Raw genomic sequence first — 23561 nt, 5'->3', positions numbered from 1 at the left:
AGCCCTTGCGTAGCAACGTGATTCGTCTCGAATGGTCGCCGGCGTGATTGTTCGACACAAGATTCCGCCGCGCTCGCCGCATTCTCCTATCCTGGAGTGGCAGCCCCGGCCGTCCGGCCGATCTGAAAAACGGGGAGCCTAGTGTCAGCACGAATCACGCCGCTGCGACTCGAAGCGTTCGAGCAGCTGCCCAAGCACGCGCGGCGATGTGTGTTCTGGGAGGTGGATCCGTCGGTTCTGCAGGGGTCCGAGTTCAAACAAGATCACCTCGCCGACCCTGAGTTCGAGAAGGAAGCCTGGCTCTCCATGGTGATGCTGGAGTGGGGTTCCTGCGGGCAGATGGCCGTGGCGTGCGAACCGGATCAGGCGGACTTCACCGCGTCGACGTCCAGCGGTGACGAACCGTGCCTTGGCTTCGCGTTCTACGCCCCGCCCCGCGCCGTGCCGCGCGCCGCCCTCTTCCCGACCGGACCGGTCAGCGCCGACGCGGTGCTGTTGACGACCGTCGGAGTGGAATCGGGGGACGACGGTGACGGGCTCACTCGCGCCCTGATGGCCGCCGTCGTCGGAGACCTGGTGCGCCGCGGTGTGCGCGCGCTGGAAGCCTTCGGAAGAACGGCCGAAGCCGCCGAACTAGCTGATCCGCAATTGGTTACGCCAGATCTGCGCTCGGCGATCGCGACGCTCGGCGACTGCTCCGCAGACCAGTGCATCATCGACGCCGACTTCCTCGGGGACGTCGGCTTCACTGTCGTCGCTCCGCATCGGTATTTCCCGCGCATGCGGCTCGAACTCGAGCAGGGGCTGGGGTGGAAGGCGGACGTCGAAGCGGCGCTCGAACGACTGCTGGTGAGCGCTCAACTCCAACAGCCCGTGGGGGCCGGTGCCAGTCCGTGTGGCTGAGGTGGGTGTCAGGCCTGTGCGGCGCGGCCGGCCGACTGCTCGACGGACCGTTCGTGGGCCAGTAGCTCGGCGAAGGTGAACGTGCCCGTCGGGCGATCGTTCTTGCCGAGCAGGTAGAGACGCTTGACGGCGGCGAGGATGCCTTCGGAGAGCGAATCGCGAGCCTGAGCCGACACCAACAGGTCGCGGTCGTGCGGATTGGTGATGTAGCCGACGTCGATCTGCACGGTGGGCATCCGGGTCAGGCGGAGCAGATCCCAGGTGCGGCCATGGGTGCGACAATCACGTAAACCGGTGCGCGCCACCAATTCCCGCTGCACGAAGTCGGCGAGATTGCGACCGATCGTCGACACCGAACCGTGCGAGTTTCCGAAGTGGAAGGATGCCACGCCGTTGGCGGGGGAGTTGGGCAGTGCTGCACATCGGAGGCTGATCATCAGATCGGCACCGACGGTGTTGGCCGTCGCGGCGCGCTCGGCGTCGGACGGACTGCGTCCCACCGGCCTGGACAGGAACGTCTCCATACCGATCGCCGTCATCCGGCCTTCGAGGCGACTTGCCAAGTCCCACAGGATGTCTGCTTCGCTTATCGGGCCGTCCGGGCCATTCATGATGGGGCCGTGGTCGTCGCCGCCGCGGCCCGGATCGATGATGATGCGCTTGCCGGATAGTCTCGGCCCTGAGCGCCGGACGAGCTCTTCCTCACGGATGGCGTGCAGTGAACCGCCTGTCACGCGCGAGCCGAGAAAGTACAAGGAGCGCAACGTTTCTGGGCCGCAGATACCGTCGGGGTACAGACCGTACTCCCGCTGATACGACATCAGACCGTTGTGGGTCTGCAACCCGAAGTGGCCGTCCACCAGATCGGTGTAGAAACCGAGGTCCTGGAGCCGCGCCTGCAGGGTGGCCACGTCGTCGCCGTACATGGGCGCACCGAACTGGTGAGCCAACGTCCTGGTGCCCAGCCGATAGGACGCTTCCTTGAGCGCACGATAGGTAGCTTCACCCACGACACCGTCGACGAGCAGGCCGCGATGCTGCTGGAACGCGCGCACGGCGTGGTCGAGGTCTTCGTCGAACACGTCGAACGCCACGTGCTTGCCGGTCGTCAGATCGGCATCGGGGCTGTCCAGCAGGCCAAGGGCCGCCAGCGCTGTCCGAATCTCGACGACCGGAACTCCCCGGTCGCCGCGGCGCAGACTAGACATAATAAGAATTGTCGCAGACGGAACCAGTAATACAGAAACCTCCAGGCCAGTCGGAAACCGTTTCGGTCCCGATCGGGATGGACCGGCTAGACCCCGGCTAGACCACGTCAGACAGTTCGCGCAGCAGCGCGGCCTTGCCCTTGGTGCCCACGATCCGCTTGACCGGTTGACCGTCCTTGAACAGGATCAACGTCGGAATCGACACCACCTGGAAGTCGCGGGCCGTTCCCGGGTTGGCGTCGACGTCCAACTTCGCGACGGTCAACGCGCCGGCCTTCTCGGCGGCGATCTCCTCGAGCACCGGGGCGATCATCTTGCACGGACCGCACCACGTCGCCCAGAAGTCCACCAGCACCGGCGTGCTGCTGGACAGGACGTCGCTGGAGAACGAGTCGTCGGTGACGACAACGGTGGCGCTCGTCTTTTCGGTCATGCGGTGCTCCTCGGTTTCGAAGGGGGTTGAGTCGGTGCCCTGGCGGGTCAATCTTGGTCGGAGAGCCAGCGTTCGGCGTCGATGGCGGCGGCGCAGCCACTGCCCGCGGCGGTGATGGCCTGTCGGTAGGTGTGGTCGACCAGATCGCCTGCGGCGAACACACCGTCGATCGAGGTACTGGTCGAGCGGCCCTTGACCCGCACGTAACCCTCGTCGTCCAGATCGACCTTGCCGCCGACGAGCGTCGAGCGCGGATCGTGACCGATCGCGACGAACACCCCCGTGACGGCCAACTTGGACTCCTCGCCGGTGACCGTGTCCTGCAGTCGCAGGCCCGTCACCTTGGGTTCGCCCTCCACCTCGGTGACCGCGGTGTTGGTCAGGAAGGTGATCTTCGGATTGGCCTTCGCCCGCTCCAGCATGATCTTGGAGGCGCGGAACTCCTCGCGACGGTGAATCAGCGTCACGTTGCTGGCGAACTTGGTGAGGAAGATCGCCTCCTCCATCGCCGAATCGCCGCCGCCGATCACGGCGATGTCCTGATCGCGGAAGAAGAAACCATCACACGTCGCACACGTGCTGACGCCGGTGCCGATGCGCTCCATTTCACCGGGGACACCGAGCTGCCGGGCAGCCGCGCCCATCGCCAAGATCACCGAGCGCGCCTGGAAGGTCTCGTCACCGACGGTGACCGTCTTGACCGGGCCGTCGAGGGAGACCTCGTCGACGTCCTCCATGCGCAGGTCGGCGCCGAAACGTAGGGCCTGCTCGCGCATCTCCTCCATGAGTTCGGGGCCGGTGATGCCCTCCTTGAACCCTGGGTAGTTCTCGACCTCGGTGGTGGTCATGAGGGCGCCGCCGAACTGCACGCCTTCGAACACCAACGGGTTGAGCTGTGCCCGCGCGGCATACACGGCGGCCGTGTAACCAGCAGGGCCGGAGCCGATGATGATCACGTCGTGAACGGTGCTCGAGGAAGTCATTTCCGCCTTTCTGCGTACGCCTATAACACCAGCGTAAGCCCGGCTGTTCCACGACCGCCTCCGGGACGCGTCAAGGGCGGTTGACGACGCTGCTGACGACCAGCCCGGTATCCACGGAGCTGCAGTTCGGCCCAACCACGATGGCGTCGATCCGTCCTGGCACGTCGCCGGGTAGCAGCAACAGCAACCCGGGCCTGCCGTTCACCGTGAGCGGTTTGGCGCCGAGCACGGACGTGGAGGTCGGGTATCCCAGACCACTCAGGCACGACACCCGGCGCTGGGGATCGGCGAGTTCGCCCAGGTCCGGGGGCTGGCTCAGGAGCTCGTCGAGCTGGCTGGCAGACAGCGGCAGCCCGGCCGGCGCCGCGACCGACGGGCCCGAGGTCCGGGCGTCACCGGCAGACCCACTCCCCAGCAACATGGCGGTGCCCACCGCACCCGCGGCGATCACGGCAGCCACGCCCGCTGCCGCGGCGATGTGCCGGGGCCGCAGCGTCGACGCCCTCGGCGTGGTCGCCAAGGGAGCTTCCGAGCGCAGTGCGGAGCCGATCCGAGCTGCCAGCTCAGTGGGGACGTCCGACGCGGAGGCCTGGTCGGAACCGAGCTCGGCCACCTCGCGACGGACCCGATCAAGCGCCGCGAGCTGATCGGCGATGATTGGTTCGGTACGGGCCCGCTGCCGTAGCCGGGCCGCCGTCCGGTCGTCGAGCAGGCCGGCCTGCAGGTCGGCCAGAAGGTCTACCGTGACGGGTGCATCAGAGCGATCGTCGGCTTCCCCGTCCACCGGCCCAGTGTTGCACCGGCCGGCGACCGGAATTCCTGTGAATGCCCTTTCGTTCTGCTGTCAGAAGAGGATGCTTGGGCTTGGTTCGGATTCGGGGCGGCCCACACTTGTGATTAGCGATCTTTCGAACGAGGCCCACGTCATGCACAGACTCCACCGACTACTCGTCATCGGCGTCTCCGGAATCGCCTTGGCCTCCGGGCTGCTGGCGTTCGGCGTCGCCACCACCCCGCGGTCCGAGAGCCTGGCCTGCGACATGAACCTCGTGCCGTGGGACCCGTACCACCAGACGTGCGGCATCCCGAACCAGATTCCGACCGCGCCAGGCCAGGCACCTGGGGCCGGGGCGATCATCGCGTGCCGCGACATCCCGGGGTGTCTGTCGCAGGCCGTGAATGGACCGCAGTTGGTGGCGGTACCTCGCCCCGACACCAGGGTTCGCCAGAGCCGGTAGCCAATCAGCGGCGCTGCGGCCGGACGGTCGGGGCGGGATCGTCGAAGTACTCCAACGTCTTGGCCAGTTTGGCTCTGGCGCGTGAACAGCGGCTCTTGACGGTGCCCTCGGGCACTCCGAGTAGGCGCGCAGTCTCGGCGACCGAGTAGCCCTGCATGTCGACCGCGACCACGACGGCGCGCTGCTCCACGGGCAGCCGCAGCAGCGCGCGCTCCACGACGAGCGTCGTGTCGACGCGTGGCGTTGGATCGCCCAGATGGCAGACGTCGTCCTCGAGCGGCGTCACCGCGTGAGCCTTGTTGCGCCGCAACCGATCGAGGCACGCGTTGACCACGATTCGGTACAGCCAACTGCTGACCGACGCGTCATGCCGGAAGGACGGAGCGCTGCGGTGCGCGGAGAGCATCGCGTCCTGAAGCGCGTCCGCGGCGTCGTCGTGGTTGCGGCTGGTGATCTGAGCGAGCCGATACAGCTGTCGGTGATGGCGGTAGAACAGCTCCTCGAAGGCGTACCGGTCGCCGCCGACGTGCGCGACGAGCAACTCGGCGTCCGTTCGCTCTTGATCAGCGATTCCCCCGAAGCTCCCCACAATCGAACACTAATCAGCCCCCAGCACTCTCCCAGACACTTCTTTTGCCGATGCCCGTTGGCCTGCACCGACGGTGTCGAGGCCTGGGGATGGCGGTCAGGAGGCGGGCTTGAGCGTGATGTCGGACAGAGCGGTCTCGCTCCTGCCGTCCACAGTGCCCAGCGTGGTGATCCACACCAGCACGTTCGAGACGGGCTGCGGGTTGTTGATGCTGATCGTGTTCGACCCGGTCTTCATCGGTGTCGGCGGGCTGAGTTCGGTGGTGTCGTCGAGCGTCGCGGGAGTCGCCGATTGGGCGGAGCGGATCTGGATCGACGTGCCCGTGCTGTTCAGGTTGAGCGTCACGGAACCGATCGCCGTCGGCTTCGGCAACTGAAGGATCAACCCAACGCCGTTCTTGAAGTTGGGAAACGGCACCGGGTCGCTGTAGGTGTCGGTTTGCCATGCCGTGGTCGGACTTCCGTCGATCGCCTTGCCGGCGTCAGCGGGGTTGTCGGCCTCCCCGCCCGGCGAGAACACCGTCGCCTTAACGGGTTTCACGTTGCTTGCGTTCGGGTCGCTGGTGGTGCTGGACGGTGAGTTGAGACCCAGCTCGTCCTTGTTCAGTGGGCCGCCGACGTCACCGAACACCCCGCGCAACACGGTCGCCAGCACGATGAGAGCGACGATCAGGATGGATCCTGCGACGGCGGCACCGATCAGCACGCCCTTCTTGCGGCGGGCCTTGGCATCGGGATCCTCGACCTCCGTGCGGTAGCGGGCGCGTGGTGCCTGCGGCTCGTCGTTCGGTGCGATGAGCTCCGTGCGATCGGCGACGGCGGTGGCCTGCTGTAGGAGGTTGAGCAATGTGGGAGCGGAACGAATACCGCCGTGCTCCTGCACGGCGCGGATGGCTGCCGCGGAGATCTGGAAGGGGATCGTGCCATCCATCGCGCGGGGCTCCGCCGGTTCACCCGCGGCGTCCACGTCGGCGGGCTCCATGCCACTGCGCGCACCCGACTCCGGAAGCGGCCACCGGTTGACCAGCAGCGCATACAGCGTCGCGCCGATGCCGCGGACGTCGTCCTCGGGTGTCGCCGACGGCAGGGTGGCCGGAAAGGCCAGTGCGACGTCGCCTTCGATGCTGACGCGCACCCGGCCGGGGTGATCGATGGACAGGGCCACCCCAGCTCGGTGCGCGGCCTCGGCGGCCGCGGCAAGGGACTGGACCGCGCGGGCACCGCCGATGGCCGACGGAGCCGTCTCCGCGACCTCTGCCAGCGAGCCGCCGCGAATCCACTCGGACACGACGAGGCCGCCCGACCCGGTATGCGCAACGTCGAGCACCCGTGCGATGCCAGGCACGTCGATCGCGCTCAACCTCATCGTGCGCGAAAGGATCTCGGCCAACTCGTCATCGGGAAGGACGGCGTCGGGGTCGATGAACGTCAACGCCACCTGGCGGTCGAGGACGGTGTCCATCGCGTGCCAGAACTGCAGGTGGGGCGGACCGCCATGGAACACCAGCAGGCGGTAGCGCCCGCCAGCGATCGTCGCGCCGGGAATGAGGTGGACGTCGTCGTCTGCGGTGGCGGCTTCGATGGCCGGCTCGTTCGGCATGCCGAAGGCCATCGGCTCCCTGGTGGGGTCGCCGCCGTAATCGGCGGGTGGGCGGCCCGACGGCGGCAGGTGCGATTCGCCAGGTACGTCCGGCTGGAAGTCGTCGACGTTCTGCCGGGGAATGCGGGTCGTCGCGCCAGCGTCGGGCGTCGAACCGCCCGCGGGGTCGTCGGTCACCGCTGGTCCTTTCCGAAGCCCGACTCCGGCAACTCCTGCCGGAGGTCCGCCAACCCGCCACGCCGCGACGTTTTGAGGCGGCCGTAACGGGGGCGAATCGCTCTGATCAGCGTACGTGAGGGGCCTACCCGGCCGTGGCCGGTCGCGAACGCTGGTAGCTGACGCCGCGGGCGTCCCGGATCGGCCAACACCGAGCCGCCGCCGGATGGCTCCCGCCGCAGCCTGCGCATCCGGCACCCTGGCCATCAGCAACACGGTCGCGATGATCGGCAGCATGATGAATCCGAGGATCATCAGGCGCAGGATCGAGCCGGCACCACCGGCGTTCTCGGTGAGGGACGCCAGACCCAGTAGCTGATCGACGAGGTGCGCGATCAGGCCGGCCAGCAACGAGGCCGCGATGGTGACCAGAATCGTCCGCAATACCTCGACGCCGATCAGTCTGCCGCCTGGCGGTTTGAGGTTGGCCCGCAGCACGACGTGGCCGACGACCGCGCCTGCGAGGAAGCCGAGGCCGTTTGCCAGGCCGAGGTAGCCCGCGATGAGCTGGGGGTCGTTGGTCACGAACGGGGTCGCCAGCGAGGAGATGACCTTGACCGCCGTGATCACGACGATCAGCAGGATCGGGGTCCAGGGTTGCTCCCGCGCGTAGAACACCCGCAACTGCAGCAGCACCATCGAGTAGGGGATCAACGTGAAGGCGGACAACGTGATTGCCATGCCAAGATAGCCGGCGTCCACGTCGCCGAAGTTTCCGTACGCGAACAGCGCGCTACCGATCGCCGGCCCCGCGACGGTCATGAAGGCGACGACGGGAATGAGTGTCACCATGGTCAGCCGCGTCGCGAACGAGAGGTCGGCCAGCACGGCCGGCTGGTCGTCGGCGGCGGCGTTGCGCGACAGTCGCGGCATCACCACCGTCAGCACCGTTACGCCGATGATGCCGAACGGCAGCTGCAACACCAGCCAGGTGTAGTTGTAGATCGCCGGCCCGGAAGCGGCTGCGGTGCTTGCGATTTGGTTGCCGACGATGAGGCCGGCCTGGCTGATCAGGACGTAGAGCACCATGGCGCCCGCCATCGTCCCGAACTTCTTGATCCTGGCGTCGAGGCCCCACAGCGGGCGCAGACTGATCCGCTCGCGGCGGATGGCGACGAAGAGGGTCGCGGTCTGGGCGACGACGCCGAGGGTGGTGCCGACGCCAAGGACCAGCAGTTTGCCGTTGCCCATCTCGACCGGGTTCAACGAAAGCTCGCCAGGCACCAGGACATACAGCCCGAGCGTGCCGATGGCGACGACGTTGTTCAGCACCGGTGCCCAGGCTGGCGGACCAAAGACGTTGCGGGTGTTGAGGATTGCCATGAAGACCGACGACAGACCGTAGAAGATGATCTGGGGCAGCAGCAGGTAGGCGAACGCGGTGGTCAGTGAACGGTCGACCAGGGGGTCGTCGCCGAGCATGAGATGGACGAGAAGCGGCGCGGCCACCACGGATATCAACGTGGCGACGAGCAACAGGGCGGTCGCCAGCGTGAGCAGCCGTCGGACGAATGCGGTGCCCCCGTCGGGATCGTCCCGCTCGGCGCGGGCCAGCACCGGGACGAAGACCGCGGTGAACGTCGCCTCGAGGACGAGGGCGGCGATCATGTTGGGCAACTGGTTGGCGACCGAGAACGAACTGGACAGTGCGGCACCGAGGATCGCGGCGAGCAGCACGATGCGGAAGAACCCGGTGATGCGACTGACCAACGTCGCCAGCGCCATGCCCCACGACCGTGAGACGACCGCCGCGTCGGTCAACTCGGGCCTGCCCGCCCGCCGGCGTGGGGCGGGGCCCTGAGGAATCCGCTGCGGCGAGCGCGGGGGTACCCGCGGTGGCCGAGGGGCCCGAGGTGGTTGCGGCGCCATCCGAGACCTGCCCTGAGGCGTCCCAGGGGGGCGCGTGGTACTCACTTCTCGTCCGGGGAGTGGGCAAGCGCGACGTCGAGCGGATCCGGTCTGCCCTCGCCGTCCCGACGTTTGGGCCGGTCGAGGTCGGCACGGTCGGGCTGCCCCCGGAACCGATGCCACAACCGTCGGCCCGCCAGCAGCACGAGTACCGCACCGGCGGACAGCGTGATGAAGAACAGCACCTTGCCGTAGGCGTTGGAGTGCACCGAGAGCCGCACCGGTTCGCCGAGCGGAAGGCCGTCGGTCGTCTGCAGGGCGACGTCGACGGCGACGCGCTGGGTGAAGTGCACCTCGATCGGCACGCGCAGCGGGAGGAAGCCGGGAGGCAGCTCGATCTCGCCCATGTCGCCAACCGTCATCCCGGGTGGCGCGTCCACGTCGAGCCGTACCCGGATGGGGACGGGGAGGTCGTTGCGCAGTGCCAGCGGCAGCGGGCTGCGTTCCGTGGCCAGCGTGTAGGAGCCGCCCGGGTTGACGATCGTGACTGCATGCAGCAGGTCGCCAACGGTGTCGTCGACGACGCCAACACGTTGGGTGGCGAGCCCGTTGCGGGCATCCGGCGGCACCGACTGACTGAGTGCCCGCAGCATGTCCTCCCGCAGCGGTGCCGTGTACTGCGTGCCGGTCAGCCCGGTTCGTGGGTCGACGGTCAGCGCTGCGGTCAGACCCCACAGCCTGCCCGTCCCGTTGGCAATGCTCGCCGTGACGCCCGCGTCGATGAAGGCCCTCGGATTGCCGAGGGTGTCCGGGGGCAGCGGCTGGGTATCCGACGGCGGGACGGCGTTGCTCTCCGCGAGCACGGCCGCGAGGGGCCGCGGCACGGCCAGGCCGGAGCGGATCGACGAGGCGAGCGTCGAGAGGATCGACTGGGCCTCCTCTGGCGGCAGGCTCCACACCAGCGGCGGAACGAGCAGCTCGGCGCGCGGCTCGGTCTGCGGTCGCAGCGCCCGCCACAACACGGCGGCCAGGGCATCCTCGCGACGCGCGATGGGGGAGTCGTGTGCCAGTGGAACGCCGAGCGAAGCGTCCAGGTAGGACGGTGTGACGGGCATCGTGCCCGCACCGGCCAGCGCCGCGCCCACCGCCGGATCGAACGGCGCGGCGACGACGTTCGCGTCGTACCGCCGAGGGGCGAGGTCGACGGTCGAGGAGTCGCCCGTCGCGGAGTCCTGGGCCGCGGACGTCCCCGCGGCGATCGCCACGGTCGGGCCGTGTGCGGACAGCAGTCGCACGGCGGCACCGGTCAGCGGTCCGTCACCGACGACGGTCGCGCCGCGGGTCGAGGCGACGCCGAGAATCTGGTCGACGATGTCGCCCGCGCTGGTGATGGCGGTCGCGGACAGCCCGGTGTCGCCGACCCGCGCCAGTGCCCCGAGGTCGGCCTGCGCGTACACCGTCGGCGTCACGCAGGACCGCTGGGCCAGCGCCCTCAGCCTCGCGAGCCAGTCGACCGCCGCCGCCTGGCCGGTTCCGGGATGCGTCGACGAGTTGACTCCGCCCGTCGAATCGTCGTTGACGACGTAACCCGCCGTCATGGCGTTGACCGTGATCAACAGATCGGGGTCGACGGCAAGGCACAACGCGTTGCGGGTCTGGCCACCCGGGTCGACGGCCGGACTGGTCGCGAAGTCCGCGGCGGACAGCAGCGTGTCGAGGCGGCCGCCCGCGGCCAGAGACGTCGCGAGCTCGTCGTCGAGGAGCCGCACCGGAGTGCTGCCGCCGGGCACCCCTGCCGCGAGACGCGGTTTGTCCGCCAGCGGCCACAGCATCGTGATGCGGACCGGCAGTGACGTGTCCGGTGGGACGACGGCCGACGGCGTGCCATCGGTCACTGTCGTCGGATCGGCGGGCACGCCAAGGACGGGCAGCAGGAACCGGGCGTCGTCGAGGCGGGCGGGTGCGCCGTAGTCGGGGGTTCCGTTGACGTTGACAAGGGCGGGATAGATGCCGGGCTCGTCGATGTGCAGCGAGGGCAGGTCCCCGGCGCGCACCGGGTAGGAAAGCGTGAAGGGCACGTGTTGGCCCTGCGCCAGTTCCGGGGCCACGGTGACGAAGTCCGCGACGGCCTCGTATTGGTCGACACCACCCGTCAGGTCGGTGCGCAGGCCGGCCGACGACGTCACGGCGGGCGCGTGCTCCAGACGCACCATGATGTCGCGCACGGACCGGTCACCGACGTTGGTCACCGTCCCCGACACGGTGACGATCGGCTCGCTGGTGGTGGTGACCGTGTCAGGGGTGATCGAGTCGATGTGCAACTGAAGGAAGGGCCGCTCGCCGGGTTCGCCTGCTGCGGCGCGAGGCACCACTGCGGGGGCGACGATCAACGTCACCAGGGCGAGCACACTCAGGAGTCGGACCAGCGCGCGCGACCCGGCGATCCAAGCCGCCGGGCGCGTCATGGGCCTTGGCCGCAGCCGTTCGCCCGCCGGCCGGGTTGCGGCTGCGGGGACTCGTCGGGCCGACGGTTTCGAGTGTGCGAGTGCGTCTGCGGGCGACGGCGCGGTGAGCTGTGCGGCAACGGCGGAAGTGAGCCGGGGCCGTCGGCCTGGAGCTTGTCGATCAGCGCGCCCGCCACCTCGGCGAGCTTGCGTTCGTCGGCGTAGGCCAGCCGGGACGGAAGGTCGATCAGCGGCACCCAGGCGACCTCGGTCACCTCGACGTCCTCGTCGGACAGCTCGCCGTCGAGGAATCGCATGAGGTAATGGTGCACGGTCTTGTGGACGCGGCGCCCCTCGGTCACGAACCAGTAGTCGATGCTGCCGAGCGCGGCGAGCACGCTGCCCTGGATGCCGGTCTCCTCGGCAACCTCGCGGATGGCCGTCTGCTCGGCGGTCTCACCCTGCTCGATGTGGCCCTTGGGAAGCGACCACAGCATGCGCCCGCGCCGGTCGACCCGACCGATGAGCGCGGCGACCTGGCCATCCTTCGGTCCGTCGATGCCGTCGATGACCAGACCGCCCGCCGAGGTCTCGTGGACGGTTCGCAGCCGTTCGGGTGCACGGCGACCGGGCCTGTTCTGCGGCGTTTGGGCAGCGGCGTCGACGTGGTGGCCGGGAGTTGGGCCGGGAAGGGGGACGGCGGTGGGGTTCGCGGTGGCCGCGGTACTGGCTTCCGGCGGACCTGCAGAGCGTCGGCCGCGGCGCCGTCCTCGGCGCCGTCGTGGTTTGGCCCGTTCGCCCTCCGACACCCAAGCGATAGTAGCTGCCATGTGCTTTCCACCCCCTACGCACTCGCAGTCGTGGTCGGCTTGTCGCCGGGTCGTTACGGAGCCGTGAGCGCCCACTAGGCTCACCGAACGTGCCGAACGATCCTCCCGCCGCCGACGAGCTGTTGACCGCCGCCAGGGCGCTGCAACAGCACACACCGGTACTGCGCGAATTGGGTCAGTTGTTCGCTGATGCCGGCCACGAGCTGTATCTGGTCGGCGGCAGTGTCCGGGATGCCCTCCTCGACCGACCTCTGACGGATCTGGACTTCACCACCGACGCCCGCCCGGATCGGGTGCAGGAGGTGGTCCGGCGCTGGGCCGACGGGCTGTGGGACACCGGAATCGAGTTCGGCACCGTCGGGGTCGGCAAGGGCGCCGAGCGGCTCGAGATCACCACGTTCCGGGCCGACGCCTATGACCGGGTGACGCGGAACCCCGAGGTCCGGTTCGGCGACCGGCTCGAGGACGACCTGGTGCGCCGTGACTTCACCGCCAACGCGATGGCGGTGCGCATCACTGCGGCCGGGCTCGGCGAATTCCACGATCCCCTAGGGGGATTGGGCGCCATCCGCGCCGGTGTGCTCGACACGCCTTCGACGCCGGAGGTGTCCTTTGGCGACGATCCGCTGCGGATGCTGCGGGCGGCACGGTTCACCTCGCAGCTCGGTTTCGTCGTCGCGCCGCGGGTCCGCGAGGCGATGGCGCGGATGGCGGATCAACTCGGACGCATCACCGTGGAACGGGTGGCCGCCGAACTGGACAAGATGATGCTCGGCGGTGACCCGGTGGCCGGCGTCGACCTGATGGTGCAGACGGGTCTCGGTGAGGTGGTGCTGCCCGAGGTGGGCGGCATGCGCATGGCCATCGACGAGCACCATCAACACAAGGACGTCTATCAACATTCGCTGACGGTTTTGCGGCAGGCGATCGATCTGGAATCCGAACCGGACCTGGTGTTGCGATGGGCGGCGCTGCTCCATGACGTCGGAAAGCCGGCCACCCGCAAGCACGAGGGCGACGGGGGCGTCAGCTTCCACCATCACGAGGTGGTCGGCGCCAAGATGACTCGCAAGCGGATGCGGGCGCTGAAGTACTCCAAGCAGATGGTCGACGATGTGTCCCAGCTGGTGTACCTGCACCTGCGGTTCCACGGCTACGGCAGCGGACAGTGGACGGATTCCGCGGTCCGCAGGTACGTGACCGATGCCGGGCCGCTGCTCGACAGGCTGCACAAGCTGGTCCGGGCCGACTGCACGACCCGCAACAAGCGCCGTGCCGCACGACTGCAGGCCAACTACGACGATCTCGAGAACCGCATCGCCGAGTTGGTCGCGAAGGAGGACCTGCAGCGGGTTCGCCCCGACCTCGACGGCAACGAAATCATGCGGATCCTGGGCATCCCGGCGGGTCCGCAGGTTGGGCAGGCGTGGCAGTACCTCAAGGAGCTGCGGCTGGACCGCGGGCCGCTCGAGCACGACGAGGCGGTCGACGAACTTCAGAAGTGGTGGAACGCCAGGGAGTAGGCCCGCGTCCTAATCTTCGTGGGGGCGAGCGAAGCGACGGGGGAAAGTCATGGACTACTGCCTGGGTGACGGGGACGGGTCGGCGGCGATCTGGTCGGCCGAGTTGAACGTCGACACCGACGACGACGGGGTGTTCGACGCGATCGGTCTGGACTTCGATGCCGACGGCCGCCTCGACGATGCGCTTGCCGATCTCGACGGTGACGGGACCGCAGATCACCTGCTGCTCGACGTGGACGACGACGGACACTCCGAGGCGGCCTTCACCGACGACGGCACGGGCACCTGGGCGATCGGTGTCGACGGCCGCTCAGGGCAGATTCGTTGGTTGGGTCTAGACGGCCTCGAGCTGACGGGCGGTCCGCTGGTGGACTTCGACGGCGACGGCCAGGTCGACGACCGGCTGCTCGACGTCGACCGCGACGGCCTCGCGGATCGCGTGCTGGTCGGGGACCAGGCGTATGTCGACACCGATGCCGACGGGCGGTGGGACGTGAAGCTGTCCGACACCGATGGTGACGGCGCCGCGGACGCGGCCAGTCAGCTCTAGGTTCTACCGCCCGGCCCCCGGGGGTCCCGCGAACGCCTGCGCGATCGTCAGCCACTTCCCCGCGTCCTCGCCGATGGCGGTCAGGTCGAGCTCTCCCCGCGGGCGGCGTTGCGTCACCAGCAGGCAGAAGTCCTCGGCCGACCCCGTGACGCGCTGACCGGCGTCGGCCGGCCCCCACGACCATGTCGACCCATCGGGAGCGGCGAGTTCGACCAGGAAGGGCTCGGTCGGGACCGCCATGCCGTGCACCGTGAAGGCGAAGTCCCTGGTGCGCACGCCGATGTGGGCGATCGAGCGCAGGCGGTTCGTCGCGGGCCGCTTCACTCCCAGCGCATCCGCGACGTCGAGGCCGTGCGCCCAGGTCTCCATGAGCCGCGCGGTGGCCATCGATGCGGCGCTCATCGGGGGCCCGAACCACGGCAGCTTCCTGCCGTCGGTCACGCGGAGGAGTTCGTCGTGCAGGCGGGTCCGCGTGAGCCGCCAGTCGGCGAGCATCTCGGCGGGAGCGGTCTTGGCGAGCTGCTCGGCGCCCTCGTCGACGAAGCCGAGCGGATTGGCCGCCGCATCCTTCACGATCTCGGCGAAGCCTGGCTCGTCGGTGACGGCGACCAGGGAGGCGCGATCGGTCCACCAGAGATGGGCGATTTGGTGGGCAATGGTCCAACCGGGCGCCGGTGTCGCGAGGCGCCAACCGTCGTCGTCCAGTTCGGCGACGAGCTCGTCGAGCGCATCGCTCTCGGCTCGCAGATCAGCTACTACCCCGTCGGCTCCTGCCATGGCGTCACATTAGTCCGGCGGCCCTGGCCCCTCCCGATCGCGGCGTGCGCCGCCAGGCCCACCAGATAGACGATGGATCCGGCGACCACCAGTCCCGGCGCGTCCCCGTCGTCGGGGATCACGGCCGCCACCACGGTGATCGCCGTGACGAACGACAGCCAGAACACCGAATCTTGAATCGTGAACACGTGGCCGCGCATGGCGTCGTCGACGTCGAGCTGCATGGCGGAATCGGCGCACAGCTTCACCACCTGACCCGCCGCCCCCAGCAGGAAGCCGCAGCCGACCATCATCGGCAGGTACAGCCCGGCGGCGCCCAACTGAAGAAGTGCGGCAAGGCCAAGCGCGCCGTTCGCGGTGGCATATCGACCCCAGCGTCCGACGGCGGGCGGCGTCACGAAGTTGGCAAGGAACGAGCCGAGTCCGGTCGCGGCGACGAAGACGACGGCGGTGCCGAAACCGGCGACGTCGAGGCTTCCGACGTGCCGCACGATGACCAGCACCAGAAGGGTGTTGACGCCGAACACGATGCGATGGGCGGCCAGGCCAGCAAGGGTGGCCCCCACGGTCCGCACCCCGACCACGGTCCGCACGCCGTAGCCCCACCCGGTGGCGACCGCGTAGGCGACGGAGCCGTGCACGGCCCTCTTGCTGTCGTCGGGTCCCAGCACGTGCGGTTCGAACCGGTAGGCGAGGAACAAGGCCAGCGCCACTGGGATGGCCACGATGAAAATGACTGTGGCAGAACCGGTGTCACCCGTTCCGACGAGCCAGCGCGGAATCAGCATGAAGTTGGCCCCGAGGAACGTCGCGGCAGCTCCGACGGCCGTGGCCACCGAGTTCGACGTCACCACCTGTTCGCGGGGGACGACGTGCGGCAGGGCCGCGGACAGTCCGGAGGACACGAAGCGGTTGAAGCCGTTGACGATGAGGGCGCCGCACAGAATCGTCAGGTCGCTTGCGCCGATGGCGAGCAGGGTGGCGACGCCGAGGATCAGGATCAGTCGGGCGAAGGTGGCGCCGACGAGTACCAACCTGCGGTCCCAGCGGTCCAGAAGGGCGCCCGCGAAGGGGCCGAGCACCGAGTACGGCAGGAACAGCACCGCGAAGGCGCCCGCGATGGCCCAGGGATCGGCCGCGCGCTCGGGGTTGAAGAGCAACGCGCCGGCGAGGCCGCCCTGGAACAACCCGTCACCGAAGAGGCTGACGGCGCGCAGTTCCAACAGCCTGCGGAACTCGGGCAGTGCGCGCACCGAACGCCAGACGGCGAAGCGGAGTTCAGGCTTGGCCACCGAACCACCCTACAAAGATTCGCGAATCGACGATTCGCGAAACAACTTCGCCACGGTCGCTCCCGATCATCACCAACGGCGCACGCTGGTGTCATGATGGACGGGTGGCGCAGTCAGAGGACCCGGAGGAACACATTGCTCCTGCGACGCATCGGGTCCGCGCCGGAACGCTGTTGCTCGCAAACACCGATCTCATGGAACCCACGTTCCGTCGCAGCGTGATCTACATCGTCGAGCACAACGACGGCGGCACCCTTGGCGTGGTGCTCAACCGCCCGAGTGAGACCGCGGTGTTCAACGTGCTGCCGCAGTGGACCAAACTCGCCACCAAGCCCAAGACGATGTTCGTCGGTGGGCCGGTGAAGCGGGACGCCGCGTTGTGCCTGGCGACGTTGCGCGCGGGACTGGAACCCAACGACGTGCCCGGTTTGCGGCACGTGCAGGGGCGCATCGTGATGGTCGATCTCGACGCCGATCCCGACACGATCGCCCCCGCGGTCGAGGGCGTGCGGATCTACGCCGGGTACTCCGGGTGGACGATCGGTCAGCTCGAGGGCGAGATCGAACGGGACGACTGGATCGTGTTGTCGGCGTTGCCGTCCGACGTGCTTGTCGAGCCGCGGGTGGATCTGTGGGCCAGGGTGCTGCGGCGGCAACCGATGCCCCTGTCGCTGCTGGCGACCCATCCGATTGACGTCAGCCGCAACTGATCAGTGGCAGGACAGCGTGCACGACGCGCACGTTCCTGCGCAGCTGGCGTCTGTCCCCGCGCCCGCTTCCCGTAGGGCCACCACCTTCGCGCTCTGGTAGCACCCGGCTGCCACGGTGCCAACGGCACCGACGACGCAGACCACCAGGGCGGGCACGCCAGCCTGGTGCGGCGCTGCGAGCGCGACCACGCCACCCGCTCCGAGCATCACCGCGGCCGCGAGTTGGGTCGGCACGACGGCCCGCAGAACCTGCGCGACGAAGTCGGCGGAATGCGGGCGGGCCATCGACCACAGGCCGGTGGCGGCGGTCGCCACGGCGGCGCACAGGCACACCACGGCGGCGATCAGCATGGGCCCAACAATACGAGGCCCTGCCGTCGGACGCAGCTGGGGGCTAGCGCGGAAGGCCGAGCGGTTGGGCGGCCGCGGGCAGCGCGGCGGGTCCGGAAGGCGCAGGCGCGGCCGGGACTGCGGGCAGCGCGGCGGGCGGCGGCGGTGCGTCGGGTGAGCCGACCCGGAACCCGTTGACGATGGCGTCGGTCGCGGAGCCCGCCGCGACGGAGACCTGGGCGCTGGTGGTGACGGACAGGGACACCAGGTATCGGTCGGGGCCCGACGTCGCGATGGTGTGCCGGCGCGAGGTGTTCAACGTCATGTTGTTCTGCCGGTACGTGCCTTCGATCAGGGCCGACGGCATGCCGCCGAAGTCGGCGAGTGAGCCGTCGGTGGCCCGGAAGGCCGGTAGCTGCTGGGTGTCGATGAGGCCGTGGCTGATGGCTTCCTTCGAATCGAAGTCGCCGACCAGTTTGTAGACCTGAACTGCGGCGTTGGACGAATACAGGCCGTCGCCGCCGACGCGGTCGGCGATCACCGCGAACGCGTCTGGGACGTTGGGGTCGGGTACTTGACTCCAGCCCGTCGGCATCGGCAGCACGATGTTGAGTGCTTTGAAGTCGGCGGCCTTCTGCGGCTCCATCGCGACGTTCTTGCTCTTGAAGAAGTCGGCGAGGGTTCCCGACGCGGCGGGGGCGATGGTCGAGACGGGTGCGGCCGGCACTGCGGGTGCGGCGGGCACTGCGGGTGCGGCGGCGATCAGTTGATTGGGGCCGACGGCGGGGGCCGCGGGTGCGCCGGCCGCAACGGTGACGGTCTGCGTCACCGTCGCGGGGGCGGGCACCGACGGCAGGGGCAGGCTGGGTTCGGCCGACGCGGTGGTGCCTGCGAGGCCCAGCACGCACGCCGTTCCGGCGGCGAAGCCTCCGGCCAGAAGTCCCCAACGACGGGCATTTTCGAACATCTAGCGTCCGCCCTTTCGGATGAAGCGAATTACCCCGACCCGGTGTGCCCGCGCCAGGCGCCGACTGTATCCATCACGCGACGCCTGCCACCAGGTCCGGAATCGAGCTGCAACCATGCCCTGACCCCCCCGCAACGGAACCGATACCAAGCCGTTGCCCCGCGACCGGCAATTGGGGTCTGACGCAGGGCGTTGACTACCCTGTCCACGTGACAGAAGCGGAAGGCGGCTCCGACGCCTCGGGCACCCCGCAGCACCGCTACGACGCGGAGCTGGCTGGGGAGATCGAACGTGCCTGGCAGGAGACCTGGGCTCGGCAGGGGACGTTCCACGTTCCCAACCCGGTCGGCTCGCTGGCGCCGACGGACGGCACACCAGTACCCGGTGACAAGATGTTCGTCCAGGACATGTTCCCCTATCCGTCGGGCGAGGGTCTCCACGTCGGGCACCCGCTCGGTTACATCGCCACTGACGTCTACGCCCGCTACTTTCGGATGACCGGTCGTAACGTCTTGCACGCGTTGGGCTTCGATGCGTTCGGCCTACCCGCTGAGCAGTACGCGGTGCAGACGGGCACGCATCCGCGCACCCGCACCGAGGCCAACATCGTCAACTTCCGTCGTCAGCTCGGCAGGCTTGGCCTTGGCCACGACGCCCGGCGCAGCTTCTCCACCACGGACACCGACTTCTACAAGTGGACGCAGTGGATCTTCCTGCAGATCCACGATGCCTGGTTCGACGCGGCGGCCAACAAGGCACGCCCGATCGGCGAACTGATCGCCGAATTCGAGTCGGGTGCGCGCACTCCGGATACCGGCGGCGAGTGGTCGACCATGTCGGCGGGGGAGCGGGCGGACGTCATCGACTCGTACCGTCTGGTGTATCGGGCGGACTCGGTCGTCAACTGGTGCCCCGGGCTTGGCACGGTGCTGGCCAACGAAGAGGTCACCTCGGATGGTCGCAGCGACCGCGGCAACTTCCCGGTGTTCCGAAAGCGGTTGCGGCAGTGGATGATGCGTATCACCGCGTATTCGGACCGCCTGCTCGACGATCTCGAGCTGCTGGACTGGCCGGACAAGGTCAAGGCGATGCAGCGCAACTGGATCGGCCGGTCGACGGGGGCCGAGGTGCGGTTCGCCACCGACGTCGGCGGCATCGAGGTCTTCACCACCCGGCCCGACACCCTTTTCGGCGCCACCTACATGGTGCTGGCGCCCGAGCACGGCCTCGTCGACGCACTCATTGCGTCGGCGTGGCCCGACGGCACCGACGAGCGGTGGACGTTCGGAGCCGCGACGCCTGCCGAAGCCGTGGCGTCCTATCGCGCGACCGTGGCGGCGAAGTCAGATCTGGAGCGCCAGGAGAACAAGTCCAAGACCGGCGTGTTCACCGGTGCGTACGCTACGAATCCGGTTGACGGTCAACGGGTTCCGGTCTTCATCGCGGACTACGTGCTGGCCGGGTACGGCACCGGCGCCATCATGGCGGTGCCAGGACACGATCAGCGGGACTGGGAATTCGCCACGGCCTTCGGCCTGCCGATCGTCGAGGTCATCTCGGGCGGTGACGTGTCGAAGGCGGCGTTCAACGGGGATGGCGTGCTGGTCAACTCCGGCTACCTCGACGGGTTGAGCATCGCGTCGGCCAAGGAGGCCGTGACGGCACACCTGGTCGCCGACGGTCGTGGCCAGTCGCGGGTCGAATACAAGCTCAGGGACTGGCTGTTCGCCCGCCAGCGGTACTGGGGCGAACCGTTCCCGATCGTCTACGACGCCGACGGGCGCGCCCGTGGATTGCCGGAGTCGGCGCTACCGGTCGAACTGCCAGACATCCCGAACTACGCGCCCGTCCAGTTCGATCCCGACGACGCCGACAGCGAGCCGTCCCCGCCACTCGGCAAGGCCACCGAGTGGGTGCACGTCGACCTCGACCTCGGCGATGGGCTGCAGCCCTACACCCGCGACACCAACGTCATGCCGCAGTGGGCGGGCAGCTCTTGGTACGAGTTGCGTTACGCCGACCCGCACAACTCGGAGACGTTCTGCGCCAAGGAGAACGAGGCCTACTGGATGGGGCCGCGGCCGGCTGAGCACGGCCCCTCGGACCCCGGCGGCGTCGACCTCTATGTCGGCGGCGTCGAACACGCCGTGCTTCACCTGCTGTACTCCCGGTTCTGGCACAAGGTGCTCTTCGACCTTGGCCACGTGAGTTCCCGCGAGCCCTATCGGCGGCTGGTGAACCAGGGCTACATCCAAGCCTTCGCCTACACCGATTCCCGCGGGTCCTACGTTCCCGCAGCCGAAGTCGTCGAGCGCGACGGGAAGTACTGGTACCCCGCGGCCGACGGCGACATCGAGGTCAACCGCGAGTTCGGCAAGATCGGCAAGAGCCTGAAGAACTCGGTGTCACCGGACGAGATCTGCGACGAGTACGGCGCCGACACCCTGCGCGTCTACGAGATGTCGATGGGGCCGCTCGAGGCGTCGCGACCGTGGGCGACGAAGGACGTCGTCGGCGCCTACCGGTTCCTGCAACGGGTGTGGCGCGTCGTCGTCGACGAGACCACCGGCGGCGAGCGCATCGCCGACCACGAGCAGCTGTCCGAGGCGACGCTGCGGCTGCTGCACAAGACGATCGCCGGTGTCGCCGAAGACTATGCGGCACTTCGCAACAACACCGCGGCGGCCAAGCTCATCGAATACACCAACCATCTGACCAAGGAGGACGTCACGGCGCGCGCCGCGGTCGAGCCCCTGGTGCTGATGGTGGCGCCGCTCGCGCCGCACCTGGCCGAGGAGTTGTGGCGCCGACTGGGTCACGACTCGTCGCTCGCGCACGGTCCCTTCCCGACGGCCGATCCCGCGTACCTGGTGGTGGACACCGTCGAGTACCCCGTCCAGGTCAACGGAAAGGTCCGTGGGCGGATCACCGTGGCCGCCGACGCCGCCGCCGATGCCGTGGAGACCGCGGCACTGGCCGACGAGAAGGTGGTCGCGTTCATGGCTGGCGCGACGCCGAAGAAGGTCATCGTGGTCGCGGGCAAGCTCGTCAACGTCGTCATCTAAGCGCCCCCCTTAAGCGATTTCGGCGCGTTGATCCGCGCTCACCGCGGATGAACGCGCCGAAATCAACGGGTGGTGGTGAGGGGTGGCGTGCGGGGCGGTGACGTGCGCCGGTTGGCCGTCGCCTCCACCGCGGCGGCGTAGCGGAGCAGTGCCACGTCGTCGTAGGCGCGGCCCGCGAAGGTCAGCCCAACCGGCATGCCGATGTCGGCCATGGTGCCCATCGGCACCGTGACGGTCGGAATGCCGAGATGGCGAATTGCCAAGTTGCCGTTGGCCACCCACACCCCATTGCGCCAGCCGAGGTCGGCCGACGCGGGATTGACGTCCATGTCGGCGGGCCCGACGTCGGCCACCGCGGGGAAGATCACGGCGTCCAACCGCAAGTCGTCCAGCCATTCCTCGAGGTCGACCCGCCGCGTCCGCTCGAGTGCGTGCGCGCCCTCCGGAATGGTCGAGATGGCGAGGAAGGAGTCGATCGGGTTGTCGCGGATGAACGCCGGATACTGCGCGATGTCGTCGTCGAAGCCGTCGTACCGGTCGGGTTGAGCACCTGGTTGCGGCGGAAAGATCCGGGTGCCGTCCACGTCGGCGAGACGATTGAGCGCGGGATCACCGTTGGCGGCGAGGAAGTCGTCCCACGCCCACGCGGACAGGTCGACGATCTCGCGGCGCAGGTACTCCGGACTCACGAACCCGCGAGTGGCGATGGTCGGGGCGCCCGCTCGGTCGCCTTCGTAATTGCTGACGACGGGGAAGTCCACGTCGACCACCTCGGCACCGGCGTCGAGCAGGTCGCGTCGCACCGCGTCGAACAGCTCGACGACGGACGGCCGCGTCTCGATGCGCTGACCGGTGGGTCCGCCGATGCCGGTGGCCCCGACCCCCGCGTCGGGATCGGCGTTGACGTACATCCGCGGCACGCCGAACCGCCGCCCGGTCAGGTCGCGGCGCGCACGGTCGGAGTCCGAACCCGTCAGCGACCGATAGGACGGCGGGCGGACCTCCTCGACCCGTGGCACCCTCACCCACGGCTGCAATCGCCAGAAGTCGCCGCGGGCGTCGGGGTCGTCGGCCACCAGGACGTCGAGCACCTCAAGCAGGTCGGCCATCGAACGGGTGTGCGGGACAACCACGTCCATGGTCGGCACCAGCGGCCAACCCCCGCGGGTGGAGATGATGCCGCGGGACGGGGTGTAGGCGCACAGGGCATTGTTCGATGCCGGGCCGCGGCCCGAGGACCAGGTTTCCTCGCCGATCCCGAAGGCGCACAACGACGCTGCGGTCGCCGTGCCAGAGCCGTTCGATGAGCCCGATGCGAACGGCGCGGTGAGATAGTCCGGGTTGTAAGGACTTTCAGCCCGACCATAGAGCCCGCGCTGCATGCCGCCGTTGGCCATCGGCGGCATGTTGGTCAAACCGATCAGGACCGCACCCGCGGCGCGCAGACGCTCGATGACGAACGAATCGCGTTGGGCCACGAGCTTCGCGAACGCCGGGCTTCCCGCCGCCACGGTCAGCCCGCGGGCCAGGTAGCTGTCCTTGGCGGTGTACGGGATGCCGTCCAGCGGACCGTAGGTGCGGCCGGCCGCCCGCCGAGCGTCGGAGGCCTCGGCATCGGCACGTGCTTCCGGGTTTGGCACGACGATCGCGTTCAGCTGGCCGTCGAAGGCCGAGATGCGGGCCAGGTAGCCCTCGAGCAGCCCGACCGCGGTCACGCGGCCGCTCTCCATGGCGATGCGCAACTCGGCGATGGACGCCTCGTGAACCTCGAACGCCGCTGTCATGGCTAGCGCTGCCGAATGATGATCTCGTGCACGTGCGCATCCGGCGGGGTGGTGACGGCCTGCGCGACCGCCGCCGCAACCGTCTCTGCCCTCATGAAGTGCTCGGGCACGTAGTCGCGCTCCTCGTAGGCGATCAGGTCGCGCTGCATCTCGGTGTCGATCCGGCCGGGGTGCACCGAGGTGACGCGCAGCGTCGGCTCGTCGGTGCGCAGCGAGTCCGCGAAGGACCGCAGCGCGAACTTGCTCGCCGAGTACGACGCCAGGCCGGGCGA

The 23561-nt window shown here is 68.7% G+C and carries 20 protein-coding genes; 6 read left to right on the top strand and 14 right to left on the bottom strand.

Going from position 1 to position 23561, the window contains the following annotated elements; translation table 11 throughout:
• Nucleotides 1-141 precede the first annotated feature (141 nt).
• Complete coding sequence (locus tag QOD90_RS27230; RefSeq protein ID WP_526354961.1) at nt 142-903, top strand: acetyltransferase; 762 nt, start codon at nt 142-144, stop codon at nt 901-903.
• A gap of 8 nt (nt 904-911) precedes the next feature.
• Here the strand turns inward: QOD90_RS27230 and QOD90_RS27225 are convergent, their stop codons facing one another.
• From QOD90_RS27225 to QOD90_RS27210, 4 genes are all read right to left on the bottom strand, one after another.
• The gene (locus QOD90_RS27225; protein WP_526354959.1) at nt 912-2111 is read right to left on the bottom strand and encodes an N-acetylmuramoyl-L-alanine amidase; all 1200 of its coding nucleotides are present in this window, start codon (nt 2109-2111) and stop codon (nt 912-914) included.
• Nucleotides 2112-2208: 97 nt separating this feature from the next.
• Nucleotides 2209-2544 carry a thioredoxin gene (gene trxA / locus QOD90_RS27220; RefSeq protein ID WP_526354957.1) on the bottom strand — a complete coding sequence of 112 codons (336 nt, stop codon included), beginning with the start codon at nt 2542-2544 and terminating at the stop codon, nt 2209-2211.
• A gap of 47 nt (nt 2545-2591) precedes the next feature.
• Nucleotides 2592-3527 (bottom strand): thioredoxin-disulfide reductase, encoded by a 936-nt coding sequence (gene trxB, locus QOD90_RS27215; protein WP_526354955.1) that lies wholly within the window; start codon nt 3525-3527, stop codon nt 2592-2594.
• 70 nt (nt 3528-3597) lie between these two features.
• Nucleotides 3598-4311, bottom strand: a complete 714-nt coding sequence (locus QOD90_RS27210) for an RsmA family anti-sigma factor (protein ID WP_526354953.1) — start codon at nt 4309-4311, stop codon at nt 3598-3600.
• A 142-nt stretch (nt 4312-4453) separates the two neighbouring features.
• Between QOD90_RS27210 and QOD90_RS27205 the strand changes: the two genes are divergently transcribed.
• Nucleotides 4454-4765, top strand: a complete 312-nt coding sequence (locus tag QOD90_RS27205; protein ID WP_526354951.1) for a hypothetical protein — start codon at nt 4454-4456, stop codon at nt 4763-4765.
• Between the two features lie 4 nt (nt 4766-4769).
• Here QOD90_RS27205 and sigM read toward each other — a convergent pair whose 3' ends face one another.
• The 4 genes from sigM to QOD90_RS27185 all read right to left on the bottom strand — a co-directional run bounded on the left by sigM (nt 4770) and on the right by QOD90_RS27185 (nt 12270).
• The gene (sigM, locus tag QOD90_RS27200; RefSeq protein WP_526354949.1) at nt 4770-5354 is read right to left on the bottom strand and encodes an RNA polymerase sigma factor SigM; all 585 of its coding nucleotides are present in this window, start codon (nt 5352-5354) and stop codon (nt 4770-4772) included.
• Nucleotides 5355-5450: 96 nt separating this feature from the next.
• Nucleotides 5451-9038 carry a murein biosynthesis integral membrane protein MurJ gene (murJ, locus tag QOD90_RS27195; RefSeq protein WP_526354947.1) on the bottom strand — a complete coding sequence of 1196 codons (3588 nt, stop codon included), beginning with the start codon at nt 9036-9038 and terminating at the stop codon, nt 5451-5453.
• Nucleotides 9039-9079: 41 nt separating this feature from the next.
• Complete coding sequence (locus QOD90_RS27190; RefSeq protein WP_526354945.1) at nt 9080-11482, bottom strand: DUF6049 family protein; 2403 nt, start codon at nt 11480-11482, stop codon at nt 9080-9082.
• On the bottom strand, nt 11479-12270 hold the full coding sequence (locus QOD90_RS27185; RefSeq protein ID WP_526354977.1) for an NUDIX hydrolase: 792 nt from the start codon (nt 12268-12270) through the stop codon (nt 11479-11481). Before QOD90_RS27185 ends, QOD90_RS27190 begins: the two co-directional genes overlap by 4 nt.
• Nucleotides 12271-12380: 110 nt before the next feature.
• Between QOD90_RS27185 and QOD90_RS27180 the strand changes: the two genes are divergently transcribed.
• On the top strand, nt 12381-13814 hold the full coding sequence (locus QOD90_RS27180; RefSeq protein WP_526354943.1) for a CCA tRNA nucleotidyltransferase: 1434 nt from the start codon (nt 12381-12383) through the stop codon (nt 13812-13814).
• A gap of 49 nt (nt 13815-13863) precedes the next feature.
• Nucleotides 13864-14364: a pullulanase gene (locus QOD90_RS27175; protein ID WP_526354941.1), complete on the top strand. Its 501-nt coding sequence runs from the start codon at nt 13864-13866 to the stop codon at nt 14362-14364.
• A gap of 3 nt (nt 14365-14367) precedes the next feature.
• Here QOD90_RS27175 and QOD90_RS27170 read toward each other — a convergent pair whose 3' ends face one another.
• Nucleotides 14368-15141, bottom strand: a complete 774-nt coding sequence (locus QOD90_RS27170) for a TIGR03084 family metal-binding protein (protein ID WP_526354939.1) — start codon at nt 15139-15141, stop codon at nt 14368-14370.
• On the bottom strand, nt 15120-16433 hold the full coding sequence (locus QOD90_RS27165) for an MFS transporter (RefSeq protein WP_526354937.1): 1314 nt from the start codon (nt 16431-16433) through the stop codon (nt 15120-15122). Before QOD90_RS27165 ends, QOD90_RS27170 begins: the two co-directional genes overlap by 22 nt.
• Before the next feature lie 104 nt (nt 16434-16537).
• On the opposite strand from QOD90_RS27165, the gene QOD90_RS27160 reads away from it, so the two are divergent.
• Entirely contained in the window at nt 16538-17143 is a 606-nt protein-coding gene (locus tag QOD90_RS27160; RefSeq protein WP_526354935.1) for a YqgE/AlgH family protein, read from the top strand.
• On the opposite strand, the gene QOD90_RS27155 is transcribed toward QOD90_RS27160, so the two are convergent.
• On the bottom strand, nt 17144-17494 hold the full coding sequence (locus QOD90_RS27155; RefSeq protein WP_526354933.1) for a hypothetical protein: 351 nt from the start codon (nt 17492-17494) through the stop codon (nt 17144-17146). It abuts the gene before it with no gap.
• 43 nt (nt 17495-17537) lie between these two features.
• A complete protein-coding gene (locus QOD90_RS27150; protein ID WP_526354931.1) occupies nt 17538-18440 on the bottom strand; it encodes an LpqN/LpqT family lipoprotein in 903 nt (300 codons plus the stop codon).
• A gap of 209 nt (nt 18441-18649) precedes the next feature.
• On the opposite strand from QOD90_RS27150, the gene leuS reads away from it, so the two are divergent.
• Nucleotides 18650-21505, top strand: coding sequence for a leucine--tRNA ligase (gene leuS, locus QOD90_RS27145; RefSeq protein ID WP_526354929.1), 2856 nt, complete (start codon nt 18650-18652; stop codon nt 21503-21505).
• A 62-nt stretch (nt 21506-21567) separates the two neighbouring features.
• On the opposite strand, the gene QOD90_RS27140 is transcribed toward leuS, so the two are convergent.
• On the bottom strand, nt 21568-23289 hold the full coding sequence (locus QOD90_RS27140; protein ID WP_526354928.1) for an amidase: 1722 nt from the start codon (nt 23287-23289) through the stop codon (nt 21568-21570).
• Nucleotides 23290-23291: 2 nt separating this feature from the next.
• A partial coding sequence (locus QOD90_RS27135; RefSeq protein ID WP_526354926.1) for an SDR family NAD(P)-dependent oxidoreductase occupies nt 23292-23561 on the bottom strand: 270 nt, incomplete at its 5' end.

The organism is Mycobacterium sp., from assembly GCF_032161845.1.
GTDB lineage: Bacteria > Actinomycetota > Actinomycetes > Mycobacteriales > Mycobacteriaceae > Mycobacterium.
This window is presented reverse-complemented; position numbering and strand designations above follow the sequence as displayed.